The organism is Flavobacterium sp. C4GT6, from assembly GCF_036347315.1.
Classification (GTDB): Bacteria; Bacteroidota; Bacteroidia; order Flavobacteriales; family Flavobacteriaceae; genus Flavobacterium.
The window spans coordinates 124,684-140,452 of the sequence record NZ_JAZGZU010000004.1; the positions used below are offsets into that span (position 1 = coordinate 124,684).

General features: G+C 37.2%; 13 protein-coding genes. 1 reads left to right on the plus strand and 12 read right to left on the minus strand.

Going from position 1 to position 15,769, the window contains the following annotated elements:
* Positions 1-13: 13 nt before the first annotated feature.
* The gene (locus tag V3Z67_RS06805) at positions 14-1,402 is read left to right on the plus strand and encodes a DUF4403 family protein (protein ID WP_330442598.1); all 1,389 of its coding nucleotides are present in this window, start codon (positions 14-16) and stop codon (positions 1,400-1,402) included.
* A 16-nt stretch (positions 1,403-1,418) separates the two neighbouring features.
* Here the strand turns inward: V3Z67_RS06805 and V3Z67_RS06810 are convergent, their stop codons facing one another.
* The 12 genes from V3Z67_RS06810 to sov form a co-directional block, all read right to left on the minus strand.
* On the minus strand, positions 1,419-1,655 hold the full coding sequence (locus V3Z67_RS06810; RefSeq protein ID WP_330442599.1) for a hypothetical protein: 237 nt from the start codon (positions 1,653-1,655) through the stop codon (positions 1,419-1,421).
* Positions 1,656-1,667: 12 nt separating this feature from the next.
* Positions 1,668-2,258: a DUF420 domain-containing protein gene (locus V3Z67_RS06815; protein WP_330442600.1), complete on the minus strand. Its 591-nt coding sequence runs from the start codon at positions 2,256-2,258 to the stop codon at positions 1,668-1,670.
* 1 nt (position 2,259) lies between these two features.
* Entirely contained in the window at positions 2,260-2,886 is a 627-nt protein-coding gene (locus V3Z67_RS06820) for an SCO family protein (protein WP_330442601.1), read from the minus strand.
* A 5-nt stretch (positions 2,887-2,891) separates the two neighbouring features.
* Positions 2,892-3,557, minus strand: a complete 666-nt coding sequence (locus V3Z67_RS06825) for a hypothetical protein (protein WP_330442602.1) — start codon at positions 3,555-3,557, stop codon at positions 2,892-2,894.
* 81 nt (positions 3,558-3,638) lie between these two features.
* Positions 3,639-3,989: a cytochrome C oxidase subunit IV family protein gene (locus tag V3Z67_RS06830; protein ID WP_330442603.1), complete on the minus strand. Its 351-nt coding sequence runs from the start codon at positions 3,987-3,989 to the stop codon at positions 3,639-3,641.
* Positions 3,990-4,010: 21 nt separating this feature from the next.
* Positions 4,011-4,997 carry a cytochrome c oxidase subunit 3 gene (locus tag V3Z67_RS06835; RefSeq protein WP_330442604.1) on the minus strand — a complete coding sequence of 329 codons (987 nt, stop codon included), beginning with the start codon at positions 4,995-4,997 and terminating at the stop codon, positions 4,011-4,013.
* A 47-nt stretch (positions 4,998-5,044) separates the two neighbouring features.
* Entirely contained in the window at positions 5,045-5,629 is a 585-nt protein-coding gene (locus tag V3Z67_RS06840; protein ID WP_330442605.1) for a cytochrome c oxidase subunit 3, read from the minus strand.
* Positions 5,630-5,633: 4 nt separating this feature from the next.
* The gene (gene cyoE, locus V3Z67_RS06845) at positions 5,634-6,536 is read right to left on the minus strand and encodes a heme o synthase (RefSeq protein ID WP_330442749.1); all 903 of its coding nucleotides are present in this window, start codon (positions 6,534-6,536) and stop codon (positions 5,634-5,636) included.
* 252 nt (positions 6,537-6,788) lie between these two features.
* Positions 6,789-7,532 carry a deoxyribose-phosphate aldolase gene (deoC, locus tag V3Z67_RS06850; protein WP_330442606.1) on the minus strand — a complete coding sequence of 248 codons (744 nt, stop codon included), beginning with the start codon at positions 7,530-7,532 and terminating at the stop codon, positions 6,789-6,791.
* Positions 7,533-7,569: 37 nt separating this feature from the next.
* Entirely contained in the window at positions 7,570-7,941 is a 372-nt protein-coding gene (locus tag V3Z67_RS06855; RefSeq protein WP_330442607.1) for a VanZ family protein, read from the minus strand.
* Complete coding sequence (gcvH, locus tag V3Z67_RS06860) at positions 7,931-8,311, minus strand: glycine cleavage system protein GcvH (protein ID WP_330442608.1); 381 nt, start codon at positions 8,309-8,311, stop codon at positions 7,931-7,933. The genes V3Z67_RS06855 and gcvH overlap by 11 nt, the downstream gene beginning before the upstream one ends.
* A 61-nt stretch (positions 8,312-8,372) precedes the next feature.
* Complete coding sequence (gene sov, locus V3Z67_RS06865) at positions 8,373-15,767, minus strand: T9SS outer membrane translocon Sov/SprA (RefSeq protein ID WP_330442609.1); 7,395 nt, start codon at positions 15,765-15,767, stop codon at positions 8,373-8,375.
* Positions 15,768-15,769 lie beyond the last annotated feature (2 nt).

Genomic DNA, 15,769 nt, shown 5'->3' on the forward strand with positions numbered 1-15,769 from the left:
AGCCGCACACTTAATGAAAAAGTTACTCGTGTATAGCCTGTTAGCCGTTATAGTTACAGCCTGCTCCACAACAAAACACATAGAAGCACTAAAGCCCGAACCTTCAAAAAACACACCAACGGTTTATGAAACCACAACATCATTTATAAACCTGCCGGTTACCATATCCCTGAGCGACATTGAAAATCAGCTCAACAAATTTTTTACCGGACTCATTTATGAGGACAACGATATTAACGATGATGATATTGCTCTCAAAATATGGAAAACAGCTTCTATAAAATTTACCGATGAAAACGGGAAACTAAAATCCAGGGTTCCAATAAAAATAAATGCTAAGGTAAGATATGGCACATCGGCACTAGGTATAAATATTGAAGATACCAGAGAGTTTGACCTTAATGCCATTGTAACTATGGAAAGTAATATCGGGCTAACCAACTGGGAACTTAAAACCGTTACAAACCTTGAAAAAATTAAATGGCAGGAAAGCCCAACCACAACTATTGCCGGACAAAAAGTAGCCATAACCTACCTTATAAACCCAGCAGTAAAACTCTTTAAATCTAAAATTGAAGAAATGCTGGATAATGCGATTAAAGAGGCCACTAACTTTAAGCCAAACGTACTTAATGCACTGCACAAAATAAGCACCCCATTCCTATCCAACGAACAATATGAGGCCTGGTTCAAGCTAAACCCAATAGAACTATATGTTACCGATGCCGTTTTAAACGACAAGAAAATCACTATGGAAATGGGACTGAAGTGCACTATGCAAACCATGATAGGACAAAAACCAAATAACACTTTTAACAAAGACAAGGTTGTACTAAAAGCAGTAAGTAAAATGCCTGATAAGGTTAATGTAGTGGTAGCCGGGATATCGACCTATGAAAGCGCCTCAAAAATTATAACTAAAAACTTTAAAGGACAGGAATTTGGTTCAGGTAGCCAGAAGGTAATTGTAAACAATGTTGAACTATGGCATAAAGACGGAAAGATGATAATAGCCCTAAACATGTCGGGCAGTATAAACGGAACAATATACCTTTCGGGGTACCCAAGCTACAATGCCACAACACAGGAAATTTATTTTGACAGACTGGATTATGTACTGGATACCAAAAGTGTTTTGATAAAAACCGCAAACTGGCTTGCTGAGAAAACGGTATTATTAAAAATACAGGAGAACTGCCGTTACACCATAACAGAAAATCTAAATGAAGGCGAGCGAAGTCTGACTCCATACCTTAACAATTACTCACCCATGCCGGGAATATTTGTAAACGGCAAACTAAACGGTTTTGAGTTTGATAAAATCGTACTTACAGACAATGCTATTATAGCCTTTATAAAAACTTCGGGTAATATGAATATAAAAATAGACGGCATGAAGTAGCCGTCTATTTTTATTATTACTCTGCCTTAGCAGTTTTCTTTTTCCTGAGCTTGTAAACGGCAAAACCTACAAGTCCTACAAGCAGATAGGGAAATATCATCAGGTAAACTATACCATCGTTAACCGCTTCGGGTTTAATGCCACTGTCACTGCTTTCTAAAGCTGCCCTGCACATGGCACATTGTGCCTGCCCCTGAACTGAAAGAAACAGTATAATAAGCAGGAATCCATATTTTTTAAGTCCGTTATTCATAACGTTCTTTATTTAATAGTTATAATAAGGCGATATCATCAAATAAACCACCACTCCGGTAACTGCCACATACAACCATAACGGATAGGTTATACGAGCCAGTTTTCTGTGCCTTAAAAAGCTTTTTGACAAAGCCCTTACATAAGTTAATAACACAAGGGGGATAATGATTACAGAAAGCGCTATATGAAATAAAAGAATAAACAGGTAAATATACCTTGAGAAGCCTACTTCATTTTTTTCAGAAAGTTCTAATATACCATTGTGGTTAAAATCACCAAATATGGTAGAATCGGCAGTCATATGGTAAGCCACATACATTACAAGAAACATACAGGAAAGAGTTATAGCAAACTTCATAAGGTTTTCATGCAGTTTTTGCTTACCCCTCCTAATCGCCATAACAGCAACTACAAGCACCACAGCTGTAAGGCCATTAATTCCGGCATATATAGGCGGAAGAAAATATAACGGCTCTACATCAAAGCCAAAATCCTTAAGCTTAACACTAAAAAGCACCGCTACTGCTAAAGGGATAACTATTGATAATAATATTATCCAAACCCTGTACTTTTTTTCAACACTTTGAGCTGCTGCATCCATATTACTCTGCTAATAATTTTCGTATATCTTCCTTAATTGCCTTAACGCCTTCTTCCTCCAGCCCGTCATAATATAAAATAGGATTACCATACTGATCTTCCCTACATCTTATATTACCATCCTTATCAATAAGAGCAAACAAACCAGAATGCTCAAAACCTCCCGGCACCTTATCGTTTTGACCTGCATAAAGATTAAAACCTTTTTCCGCAAGGTTAAAAATATAATCTTTATCGCCGGTTAAAAAATGCCAATTGTAATGCTTAACCCCTAAATCTTCGGCATGCTGTTTTAATACCTTCGGAGTATCATACTCCGGATTAATAGTAATTGAAGCTATACCAAATTCAGGATTACCATAAAACTCATTTTGTATCTCAACCATATTTTGGTTCATAACAGGGCAAATTGTAGGACAGGTAGAAAAAAAGAATTCCACTACATATACCTTACCTAAATAATCTTTATCAGTAATGGTTTTGTTGTTTTGATCTGTTAATTCGAAAGAAGGCACAGGTCCTATCTCTACCAAATCAGATTTACTAAAGCGTTCTCCTATTTCTTTTACTGCCCATATACCAAAAACCAGGACAATAAAGGATATACCTATATATGACTTATTTTTCATTGTAATTAGATTTCTCTTTTAACACCTTTGCCTGTATTTTTTTTCAAGGCCAATCTGTACTCTCTTAAAAGGATTTTTATATCATCGGTCATCTCATTGTGAAGTTCGGCAGCAGAGAAGGTATTATAGCCATCCATAACATCCTGCCCTTTTTCACTTTTAACCTCACCATTTCTACCTCTAAGATTTCTGTCCTTATCAATTATGTAAACATAAAAAGACCCGTAATCCTTATCAAGGGGTTGTTTAGTTTGCAACGATTTATGAAACGCCTCTATATTTTCAGGCTCAGTAAAAAGAAACCTCCATCCGGACAGGTCACTCATTCTTTTTAAATCAGAAATAACTTCTTTCACTTCCTCATCACTACCTTTAGGCAGCAGCATCACCATTTGAAAATCATCAAACTCCGCACACTTATTATAAATCTTCTGATTGAGATTAAAAAGACTTTCTTTTCTCTTTGAAAGATCATCTCCCGGAAAACCCACTACCGTGATTTTATCCAGCAAATGCACCTTCATACCATTAAGCGTTGTACCCTCAGGTAATTCATCTACATCCTTAACAAGTGTAGACAAATAAATAGAATTATGCTTTACCATTGAAAAGTAAACATAAGCTGTTATTGGGAATATAAGCAGCAGTATAAGGACAAACTTTTTTTTCATAATATTGAGGGGAAGTTTCCGGGTACAAAAATAAAAAAAGGCGGTTGAAAAACCGCCTTTTTTATCGTTAATATGTGCTCTTTAGAATATCCATTTATATTGAGAAACCTGGAACACATCAAATACATAATTACCTTCTATAAGTAAGATGAACACTAAATAGATAATTAGGAATACCAGTGGAGCTACAATAGACCATCTTAAATTAGCCTTCTCCCCTTCAAGGTGCATGAAAGCCCACATGATATAATAAGCTTTTACTACTGTAAGGATAATAAATATCCAGTTAAGCAGGTGCATTTTAAACAAGTCAGTTTTGAAAAGGAAATCAGGTTTAATAATACCTAATGCTACCTCTACCACTGTAATTACTGACAGTAGTCCGAAAACGGTCCAGATTCTTTTTGTATTAGATTCGTGAGTATGTGCCATGACATTAATACTTTTTAACAATTAAACAAGATAGAAGAATGTAAATACAAACACCCAAACTAAGTCTACAAAGTGCCAGTAAAGACCAACTTTCTCTACCATTTCATAGCTTTTTCTTCTTTCATAAGTTCCTAACAGTACGTTAAGGAAAATAACGATATTAATCATTACCCCAGAGAAAACGTGGAAACCGTGGAAACCTGTAATAAAGAAGAAGAAGTTAGCAAACAATTTGTGACCGTATTCATTTCTAACAAGGTTAGCTCCCTCAACTACATATTTAGCATCTTTAATCCTTACCAGAGATTCTTCTCGTGAAAGTACTGTCTTATGTTTATCTTTAATTACTTCTGTTCTGATTAAAACTTCAGGATGTGCCTCAAGACCTTTTGCAACTTCCTCAACACTAAAACTTGGTAAAGCTGCAGAGTCTTCAAACCAAATACCATTACTTCTGGTATTGTTTACACGATCAGTTTGAATATGAGCAGCAAAATCAGCAAGCTTAACTCTTTCATAAGTACCATTTTCACCTTGTTTAACAAACTGAAGAATCGCACCACCTTTAGTTTCAATTGCTCCATATTCACCTTTGATAAAGTTTTTCCACTCCCAGGCCTGAGAACCTAAGAATATAAAACCTCCTACAATAGTAAGAGCCATATAAACAGCAACCTTTGTTTTTTTCAACTGGTGCCCCGCATCTACGGCAAGTACCATGGTTACTGATGAAAAGATCAGGATAAATGTCATGAACGCTACATAGTACATAGGTGCATCAACACCATGCATAAACGGGAAGTGATTAAACACCTCATCCGCAATAGGCCATGTTTCTATAAATTTAAATCTTGAAAAACCGTAAGCTGCAAGGAATCCTGAGAAAGTTAGAGCATCTGATACGATGAAGAACCACATCATCATCTTGCCGTAACTCGCACCCATAGGTTCATTACCGCCCTCCCATGTTTTACCTGTAGTAGCTGAAGAAGTAACTGTCGCTGCCATAAAAGTTAGTTAATTATAAAAAGTTTCCAAATTTACATTTTTTTTTATTAATAGAAATACAAAAACAAAAACAAGTAAACCCACAAAACATCGAGAAAGTGCCAAAACATCGCACCTAACTCTATACCAAGCGTTTGAGAAGGGTTGTATTTTTGTTTAAAATGATTATAAATTACCACCAAAAGCACAATAAGCCCGGCAAAAAGGTGAGCCATGTGTACCACAATAACAATGTAAACAAAAGATGTTGTTACACTGCTCTCACTTCCGGTGAAAAAATAACCGTTTTCTATTATCTCATTAAAGCCGTGAAACTGACAAAAAACAAAAGCAATACACAGTGCCAGCGTAGCCAAAAGCATAGTACCCGCCATACTGTTATTACCTTTTTTTACAAAGGTTTTTGCCATGTGAAACGTAATACTACTTAAAAATATAACTACAGTACTGATTACAAAAGCCTGCGGAAGCTTAAAGTCATTAAGCCAGTCAGGTCTTGATGCACTCACAACATAAGCACTCGTTAAACCGGCAAAAGTCATAAACATACTAATCATAGCAAACCAAAGTAACATTTTCTTTGATTTTGCATTTCTATCCATATGCTCCTGGGCAGTCATTTTCTCTACCATAATATTATCTAATAAATTTATCTATTACATATATCACCTGTAAAAGGGAAATATATGATACACTTACCAACATAAGTTTTCGGGCAGTAGGCCCATCCATTTTTTTATAAAGCTTTATTGCATAAATAAGCATCCATACCCCTACAAGTAATACAACAGCTGCCGAAACATAGCTTAGCTTAAGCTCTCCTGTAAACCCTGTAACCGGAAGCAATGATGCTAATATCAACCAAACGGTATACAATATGGTATATAAAGCTGTTTTCTTATCTTTCTTCCTTGTAGGAAGCATAAAGAAACCTGCTTTTTTATAATCGTCATACAAAAACCAGCCAATAGCCCAAAAGTGAGGAAACTGCCAGAAAAACTGAATCATGAACAGTGTCCCTGCCTCAATACCGAAATTATTTGTTGCAGCTACCCACCCTAACATAAAAGGTATAGCCCCCGGGAAAGCCCCCACAAATACAGCAAGAGGTGTTTTGGTTTTTAACGGGGTATAAACACTTGTGTAAAGAAAAATTGAAATTGCCCCAAACATGGCTGTTTTAGGATTAATCGCATAAAGTATCCCTATCCCTAACACAGTAAGCAGACAACCTAACCAAAAAGCATTTTTTACAGATATTTTTCCGGAAGGAACAGGCCTGTTTTTAGTCCTGTCCATAAGAGAATCCAAGTCTTTTTCTATTATCTGGTTAAAAACATTTGATGCCCCAACCATACAGTAACCGCCTATTCCAAGTAAAATAAATGTAGCCCAGCTAAACGGATTTGCATCAGAAAAGCCTAACAGATATCCTGCCATAGACGAAAAAACAACGCTTACCGCAAGCCTTGCCTTGGTAATTGCTGTAAAATCTGCAAATAAAGACTTAACGGAAATAGTTTTTTCAGTAGTATCCAAAGTAATTTTCATTGTTTTCAAAAACTGGCGCAAAGATACTTGAAAAATTGCTTTTCATCAAAGCATTAGCTTTTTAAAAAGGGATTTTATAAAAAAAATATTTTTTTCACTACCCAACGCAACCTTTTGCGATAAATACGCATCTATATATATACAGCTGCTATGGTAGTGCAGGTGTAACGAAAAAGAAAAATTGGGAAAAATTGCTATGAAAAAGAAGCCTTCCTCCATACCGGGAAGGTTTTTTTGTTTTTAATATTCATCCGAAACCTGTTCGCCTGCAATTATCTCACTGGCAGAAGATGTACCAATACGCTTTACACCAAGCCTTATCATTTGCACAGCATCTTCATAATTACGTATTCCTCCGGCAGCCTTAACAGGCAACGGAAAAGAATTCTCAAGCATTAGCTTAACCGAATGAATAGTTGCCCCATTTGGCTTACCACTCTCCGTTTTATAAAACCCTGTTGATGATTTTACAAATACATTGAAATAATCAGACTCTGAAAAATAAGTTAGCACTACATTTTTAACCAATGCAGTAATGGATATAATCTCTTTATCTGATAAAGCCGCTACCTCAATAATCCATTTCGCTATCTTTTTATGATCTAAACACAAACGGGTACATTCAATCACATCAGTTTTCACTTTTTCGAAATCTCGTCTCTTAAAAGCTTTGTAATCGATTACAAAATCAAGTTCATCAGCACCATCATAAATACTCTTATTCGCTTCATCAAGCTTTTTAAACAACATACCCTCACCTTCAGGAAAATCAATCACGGTTCCAATCAAAACTTTACTCTTTTCAACACAAAGCAACCTCTTAACAAAAGCAACCATTTCAGGCCTTACCATAACTAACTTATAACCATTAGCCACAGCTTCATTAACAAGGCTTCTTACAACCTCATTGTTTTCCTTGATGGTAGTACCTGCCATAGCAGGAGTTTTTAAATAGGTAGAGTCTATGTATTGCCTTATATCCATACTATAAAAATAAAAAATCCCGCATAATGCGGGATTTTTATTTTTGCTTATTTTGATTTAAAAGCCAAAAAAGTATAGTTCCTAACAGTGCTCCGCAAGTATTAACCAGAGCATCTGTAACATCAGGACTTCGTGTCACTGTAAATAGTTTTTGACATAGTTCAATTACAACTCCGTAAAAAACTGCACCGGTAAAAATTAAAAGTCTGACTTTTATATTTTGTTTCTTTTTAAATGCGTTATTCCACAACAGAACCAACACAAAGTAAAAAGTAAAATGAACTACTTTGTCTTTATAAGGGATAGGAAATTCTTCAAACTCATTGAAGTTATTAGCAGGCATAAGACACATAACTGTAATTACAACCAGCCAGACAACCGCACCCCAAAAAGATTTATTATGCGCCAATTAGTTCTTTATATTGGTCACTAGTTAAAAGTTCACTTTCCTCTTCAGGGTTAGAAATTTTCACTTTAACCATCCAACCGTCACCATAAGGATCAGAGTTAACAGTTTCCGGTGTAGTCTCAAGAGAGTCATTGAATTCAATTATTTCTCCAGATAGAGGTAAGAAAAGATCAGATACTGTTTTTACTGCTTCAACCGTACCGAAAACTTCATCTTTATCAAGAGCCTGGTCAAGGGTATCAACCTCTACATAAACAATATCACCTAGTTCTTTTTGAGCAAAGTCTGTAATACCTACAGTAGCTACATCTCCATCAATTTTAACCCACTCGTGGTCTTTTGTGTACTTTAAATCTGCCGGAATATTCATGTTAGTTTATATTTTTTAGCAAATGTATGCTGAATAAAATAATTATAAAATGTTTTTTTTATTAATTTCCAAAATTATACCTCAAAGTAAAGCCTGATCGAATATTTGTTAACGGATAGGCTGTTGAAATAACCGCTTTAGAGAACGAATGGTCGTAATAGAAGATAGCCGTAAGGTTTTTACTAAACGAATAACTGGCCGTAAACTTAACTGACCATATATTTTGACCACCACCTAACTGGTTGTTATCATAATCCAGATAACGCACTATGGTTTCATTTTTCCTCAGTGTAAAATCGGCTTTCAAATCAATGTCACTCTTAATAACATTTGTAGGATTATCTGCAAGGCTTGAGTTAATTGTTACATCTTTAATACGGTAGCCTAACCCTACAGTATACTCATTACCCTTAACCTCAGTTAAAAGGTTATTATCAAAACTCATGTTAAGCGTACGGTCTTTTTTAATCTCTGCTAATATCTTAATAGAGTTTTTCATCTCCATATCAACACGTATAAGCGGATTAAACTGCTCTGCAAGGTTAATGTTAGATATAATGTACTTATTAGCGAAGTTACCGTTAGCATCTATAGGTGTTGATTCATACTCTAAATTAGTTCTGTAAGAGTTGATATTGTAAGAAGCCCTGTAACCGTGTTGTAAAGAGAATCGTTTAAACCTCTCTTTAAAGTACTTGTAACGCATTAAACCGGTATACTTAACTACCCAGTTAGGAAGTGGAACATCTCTAAACGGACTTGTTTTTACCTTTGATGCATCCTGACCTGAATAAGCTGAAAGGAAAGCAGGAAGTAATACTGCCTGAGAGTTTTTACCATAACCTAAAGGATAACCTGCATTGGCAACACTATATTCACTACCTGCATTATCATCAAGCGGACCGTTATAAACAGGGAAGTTTGTAGTACCATAACGCTGTTCAGCCAGTCTGTTAGCTACAACCAACCTATTTTCACGGAACTGATCAAAAGCTTCAGACGAATTTACATCACTCTTACTGAATGCCGTTGAAATAAGTATAGTACTCATTTGAAGATTACCCGTTGTATAAGGAGACTCTGCTATATATAAACCATCCTCTACGTGGTATTGTTCTGAGTCGTTTTTAGAGTAAGTCCTATCGGCACTTAATTCTATTTTTAAATCAGGGAAAAGGTCTATTGAAGCCGTCATGTTCAATATTTGGGTTTTAACCCTGGTAAAGTTCTGATTATAATCCTCATAGTTGGTAAGATAACCATTACGCGCCATTTCATACCTAATATCACCCTGACTACCCAAAACAAAATCAAGACCAGGCTTAGTTGTACCAAAGAAGCCTATACCCGGTATATAACCCGGTAATACAGTACCCCTGTTCTCTACATATTTAACACTAATATTTTTCACACTGGTAACAACACCTACAAGTCCGTTTAAGAACATATTACCATCGTCTCCTGTTTTTTGATTGTTAGTAACCTTTTGACCCGGTTTTGGCGCCTGTGGTTTAGGCTTAGCATTTTTAGCTGCCTTTTTACCTGTTAACCCAATATACTTATAGAACACATCCATGTTTAACTGTGTGTTCAGATTATGGGAACTTGAGTTCTGAATAAGATTACCTAGATCGTATGTAGTTGTTACATTATTAACATCTGTTACATCAAAATAACGTAATCCATCAGTAGACCTTTGCCAGTTAAAGGTTGTATTATAAGTATAAGTTGGCTTAATAAAAGCAAACATTGGCAACTTACTAATAGGAATCTCATAATTCACGGTAAGCTGCTGTGTATGCTGATTAGCCGAACCTACACTCCAAAAGTCATCCCATATGGTAAAATCTTCAATAGGGACATTATTTTCATCAAGGTAATTTCTAACAATATTACTTGTAGAAACACTATAATTAAACTTAAGGCCTTTTGACAGCACATAGTTAAAACCATACTGATAGTTAAAGAAATAATTCCTCCTGTAAAGCGGATCAATAGGAATACCTTCTACATCTACATTTCTAAACTGCTGCCTGTTATACTGCCTTAATATATTAGAACTAAAAGAAATACTGGTAGGCAGATAATTAAAATTAAAATCCCTTAACAGCTTCCAGTACTGGCTCTTACTCATAAACTTTGTTTTAGCAAGAGGCTCAATAGGCTTACTGTTAAACGAATAATTATAATCTACAGATGCTCTTACCTGCTGATCAACCAAATCCTCTACCTCATAATCATGGTGATTGGTTTGATTGTACGAATATGAAAGTGTAAAGTTTTCAGGATCGTATACATGAGGTTTTTGCTCTGGCGACCTGTTCTTTTTAACCCCTATAAAGTTGATACTTTTTGTCTTGGTATAATCTATTGCCCTATCCTTAAGATTGTCTTTTTCGGCCTGCGTCTCTGCTAAATCTATTAACTGATCGAGCCTAACATCCTGTTGGAACGGATCGTATTCAGGTGTAATTATCTCTTCACCCACACCATAGTTAAACGGAAGGTTAATTCCCCATTTTTTAGGAAGTAACTGCCCAAGGTTAAGATTAGTTACCACATTATACTGCTTAGCATCTTCCCTGCTTCTTTCATTAGGCCCCTGCTCAATAGTACCAAAACCTATAGTACTTACTCTACCCGTTGCCGAAAAGTTTGCAAAATCAGCAAAGTTAGTATCCATACTGGCAAGTGCAGCCATACCACCATTACTGTCCATATCTGAAAGGCGCAACTCATTAAACCAAACTTCACCTCTAAGATTTCTGGCTCCCGGATCTCCTACTTCATATCCGTTTTTAACACCCACCATTAAGGTACGTACCAAACCAAAGTTAGGATTACCTTTAATTCTTACCGTCATCCTGTCGCCAAGTGAAGGATCTAAATCACTCACATCAGCATACCTTGCTCCTTCCTGGTCAATAGGAAGGTTATCCTGCATTGCTAAAATTTTTATTTGGGTAAGCAATTCCAGCGGTAAGTTAATTTCATTTTCCTCAGGCCATATCGCTTCAGCCGTAGTTGCTTGTAACGAGGTTTGATCAAGCTTAATTTCCACCTGATAATAGTTATCAGTAAAGTCATTACCAAAACGGATAAATGCTTTTAGTTCTCCACTCTGTACAGCACCGTTTTCTTCTAATTCTCCACCTCCGCCGGCAGACAATGGTTCTGCATGCAGGAACATTCTCAGCTTTTTAAACTGACGCATGTCTACATTTACATTTTTAAATACAGCACGAGAGTCACCCGGTTCTAAACCACCATCTGTACCCGAACCGCTGGTAGAATAAACCCTTAACGATAACGCCTGCTCATTTTGATTAATAACAGCAGTACCACTATATAGTTGTTCACGAACAACTCCCGGTGGTGATACATAATTAATAGGTGAGCGCGCTCCGTTTTCCTGTACGTTAAGTGATGTTACATCAAAGCCGGTTTGAGTATCACTGGTATTCCCGTCAGGATCTGTATCTTCATCAAACAATCCTGTATATCTTCTCCATTCACCCCTTACAAGGTCTAAAGCACCAAACCTTAGGGTTATTTCCTCTTTAAATCCGGAAACAAACATCCTCATAAAACGTATAGAACGGGTATTCGTTATACCTCCTACTGCATATTCTTCATCATCCTCATCCGGCACCTCAATAGGCACTTTATATAATAACCATCTACCGGTAGCCTGATTACTTCCTGCATCACCATTATTACCAGGCACATCTACAGTAAAAGTTCTTGCATCTATAACATAGCCCTGTCCCGGCTGAACTCCCGGCTCAATAGGGATTCTATACCTGTAGTAGGCATCAATGGTATTCATGGTATTATCCCTGTTAATGTCTTCTACATCAGGAAGTGAAGTAGACCCCCTACTGTTACTCGTAACATCTACAGGAGAGTTCCCCTCTGTACCATTATAATTTTTATATCTGTTTATTACATCTCCATCAGCATCAAGGAAAAACTGATAGTTATCTCCCGAAGGGTCTTCATAACCACCATATCCCTGAGCCGCAAATTTTGCTGCTTCTTCCTGATCGCTTAAACCATCAAGACCTACATCCTGCAAAGCCCTGTTACCTGTATCGGTATCAAAAGCATAAATAAGCGATTGAGAAACCGGAACCCTACTCCATGAAGATGTAAATGTTGGCTGAGTTCCTCCCGCTGCCGGAAGTCCGTTCTCATACTGCTTACGGTTATCTTTTAATATATCTTCAGATATTTCTCCAAGGTTAATTTCAAGCATACCTGTATTAGTAGGGTCTGCTACATCACCTGCATTACCCGAATACGGGTCAAGAACCCAAAACTGAATATATTCAACATTGGTTTGCTCAAAGTTCGTAGAGGTTATAGATCTCATTATACCTCCCCAGTTTTGTTCAGCCTGTATCTGGTCAAAAACACCTCCTGTACCTGCTACCGTAGGGTTATAGTTGTATGGACCTCTTTCCTGTGGGAAATAAGTAAGGTCTAAAGTATTAACTACTGTAGTTTGTCCCGGCGCAACATCTGTCACAGGGTAAAGCTCACTGTAATACACACGTCTTGTTCTGTTTGAAGACAGATCATCGTCACTAATACCGGTAGGACGCTGGTTTGTAAAGAATGTAGGATCTATAGTATACCATGCAAGTTTTGCTCTCTGGTAACCATAAGAAAGATCATCTACAGGTGGTGCGTTACCCGGAAACAGGGTAATTGGTGCACTGGCAAGCGACCACGATAGCGGCGAACGCATATCTATAGTAGTTTGTGAACCCTCAAAGTCATCTACATAAGTAGTAGGCTCACTGTTAAACTGGTCTGCCTTAGAGGCTCCCGGTTGTAAGTATGCTATTTCCCCTCTAAACGATAAGTTAGAAGGAACATCAGTATCTATGTTTGGAAGTTTATTTACCAGTCGGGTAAAGAAAGGTACTTCGGTAGAATAGGTAGTATTAAGTCCGAAAATAGTATTGTTAACCGATTCCTGTCCATAATTGGTTTTTTGGGTAAACGGCCTTTCTGCCATATTCAATAAGGTAGCCCCTACTAAAAATTTATCGGTAAACTTATGTTCAACATACACCCCCGCAAAACGACGGGTTTGTTGCCCGAATACCGCATTGTTCTCTACAGAAACTTCAATAGGTGTATTTGAGTTTTGAAGGGAAGCATCTAAAATTTGTACCCTACCTAACTGATAGTTCACCGTATAGTCTACACCTTCAACAAGTGTACGACCTCCGGCTGTTACTACAACCGAACCCTGAGGAATATTAAACGCTCCCAGAGATATACCATCACCTCCTGTAGATTTGAACTTACCTCTTAACTGGAATTTATTTTTTGCACTTTCCTGCGATGCATCTGCCTGTGTACTCATGTACAGCCTGCGGTATACATATTTTTCCTGGTTAGCATTATAGGTGGTTTCATTTTCGTCACCATAATTCTCTAAACCGTCTAACCTTAATTTTTCAAACAGGTATTGACCAAACGGCTCTACAGTCGTAAAAATTAAATTACCGTTTTGCGTGTTTACAGTAATCCCCGGATAAAAGTCAAAGAAACCGTCACCTCCCGGCTGCGGGTCATTAGCATAACTTAACCTATCTACATTGAACACTCTTAAAAGAGGTGTTTCTGCAACCTGCTTATCAAATTCTCCAGGTCCGGCTGGAGGGAATTGATCTATAATATTACCATTAACATCGGTAGCCGGTGTGATATAATTTAGCGGAGAAGGATCGGTATAAAGGATATTCATTTTGAAATCCTCCTGCTCTAGCTGGTAAGCTCCCGGGATAGAATAGATGTTTTTCATCATCAAATTCCAAACCGGCTCATCTACATTTACCAAACTACTCTTAAGCATTTTCAATATAAGACTCTTGGTACTGATAGAAGCGTCTTCGTTTGGATTATCTGATTCTGTTACCGAAGTAGCATCGGTACCGTCTGTTGCAAATTCACCTACCTGATACACTTCGCCACCAATAGTATACTGATAAGCTACAGCAAGAATTTCATCGTTAGAAAGTCTTTGGTTTAATGAAATATAACCTAACTGCGGATGGAATGTAAATTCATTTGAAGTAAGTTTCCTCGCATTTTCAAGTTTAGCATAATCACGCCCTTCGTTAGCATCAAGACCACCAATAAAGCTATTGTTACTTAGCGTTACAATTTCCCTTACCGACGGACTTAAAAACTGGCTATTTCCCTCATCAAGAAGAGAAGGATCAAGTCCGTTATTACTATTATCAGAAGGCGAGTTAGGGCTCGATGTAAAGAAACCTCCCGGCGCACCACCACTTGCAAAACCTACAGCATCACCGGTAATATCGGCATTACTATAATAACCGGTTAGTTGTGATTCACCTAAATCCTGAAGTGCAAGAATGTTACGGGAGTTATTTTCCTGAGAATTTATCCTGTTTTGCCTGTTTGTAACCCATACTTCCACACGGGTAATTTGTACACGGCTGTCTATTAAAGGATATTGTTTTAATGCCTTATCATAATTATTCCTAAACCATTGTGAAAGGAAGAAGTGCTTGTCGCTATCATACTCAGCAGCAAAGAAACTAAACTCCTGCACTGTACCACCACCCTGAGCGGTTATTGTTTTGGTTTGTGATTTTTGTTCTGAGAAAATCCCCGTTACAGTAGTTTTACCAAACTGGAACTGTGCCTTAACACCAAAAAGGCTTTGCGCCCCTCTAACCAATGAGTTAGACAGCGGAAAGCTCACATTACCTACTTCAATTTTCTGGATAATATCATCCTCATCGGGTGTATATTCTAACTTGATAAGGTTTTGGAATGCAAAGGTCGACTCGGTATCATAATTAGCGGTCACCCCTAATTTAGTACCTACCTGTCCCTGGAGACTCATACTAATCCTTTGGTCAAAATCAAAGGTAAAGGTACTTCTGTTTCTTGGCGAAAGTGACGGATTATCCTGCTTGGTATACCTAACTCCTAAGTCGAGTTCTACCGAACCCTGAGGCTTAATATCAATGGTATTACCTCCAAATATGGTTTCAAAGAATTTGGAGTTGACATAATATCGCGGAAGCAGGTTTTTCTGCTCCTCCTCTGTTCCTTTACCATCAAGCGCTTTTGATTTTTGTTGGTAGTATTCACGAATGGATTCACGTAAAACCAGCTCCTCATACTCCTCAGGTGTAAGAATAAGCGGATAATTGATATTAAAATCATCTACACTTTCCGTGTATATATATTTATTTGTAATTGGATCATAAGTATAACCCTGTACTATACTCCTGGGATTTTCGAGCTCTACCCTTGCAGTACTGTAACCGGTAAGAGTGTCCTGTTTTTCGTTATCATCTTCATCATCCTGTGCCTGTGCGGTTAAATTGAAAAATAAGAACAATAGCGAAACAGCCAGCCTTAACTTTATATAAAAATCTTTAGAGTATTCTGTTTTCAAGG

Excerpts from the sequence above, each read along its gene's own strand:
- V3Z67_RS06805 (WP_330442598.1), top strand. The coding sequence starts at position 14 with ATGAAAAAGTTACTCGTGTATAGCCTGTTAGCCGTTATAGTTACAGCC.
- V3Z67_RS06810 (WP_330442599.1), bottom strand. The coding sequence starts at position 1,655 with ATGAATAACGGACTTAAAAAATATGGATTCCTGCTTATTATACTGTTT.
- V3Z67_RS06815 (WP_330442600.1), bottom strand. The coding sequence starts at position 2,258 with ATGGATGCAGCAGCTCAAAGTGTTGAAAAAAAGTACAGGGTTTGGATA.
- V3Z67_RS06820 (WP_330442601.1), bottom strand. The coding sequence starts at position 2,886 with ATGAAAAATAAGTCATATATAGGTATATCCTTTATTGTCCTGGTTTTT.
- V3Z67_RS06825 (WP_330442602.1), bottom strand. The coding sequence starts at position 3,557 with ATGAAAAAAAAGTTTGTCCTTATACTGCTGCTTATATTCCCAATAACA.
- V3Z67_RS06830 (WP_330442603.1), bottom strand. The coding sequence starts at position 3,989 with ATGGCACATACTCACGAATCTAATACAAAAAGAATCTGGACCGTTTTC.
- V3Z67_RS06835 (WP_330442604.1), bottom strand. The coding sequence starts at position 4,997 with ATGGCAGCGACAGTTACTTCTTCAGCTACTACAGGTAAAACATGGGAG.
- V3Z67_RS06840 (WP_330442605.1), bottom strand. The coding sequence starts at position 5,629 with ATGGTAGAGAAAATGACTGCCCAGGAGCATATGGATAGAAATGCAAAA.
- deoC (WP_330442606.1), bottom strand. The coding sequence starts at position 7,532 with ATGGATATAAGGCAATACATAGACTCTACCTATTTAAAAACTCCTGCT.
- gcvH (WP_330442608.1), bottom strand. The coding sequence starts at position 8,311 with ATGAATATTCCGGCAGATTTAAAGTACACAAAAGACCACGAGTGGGTT.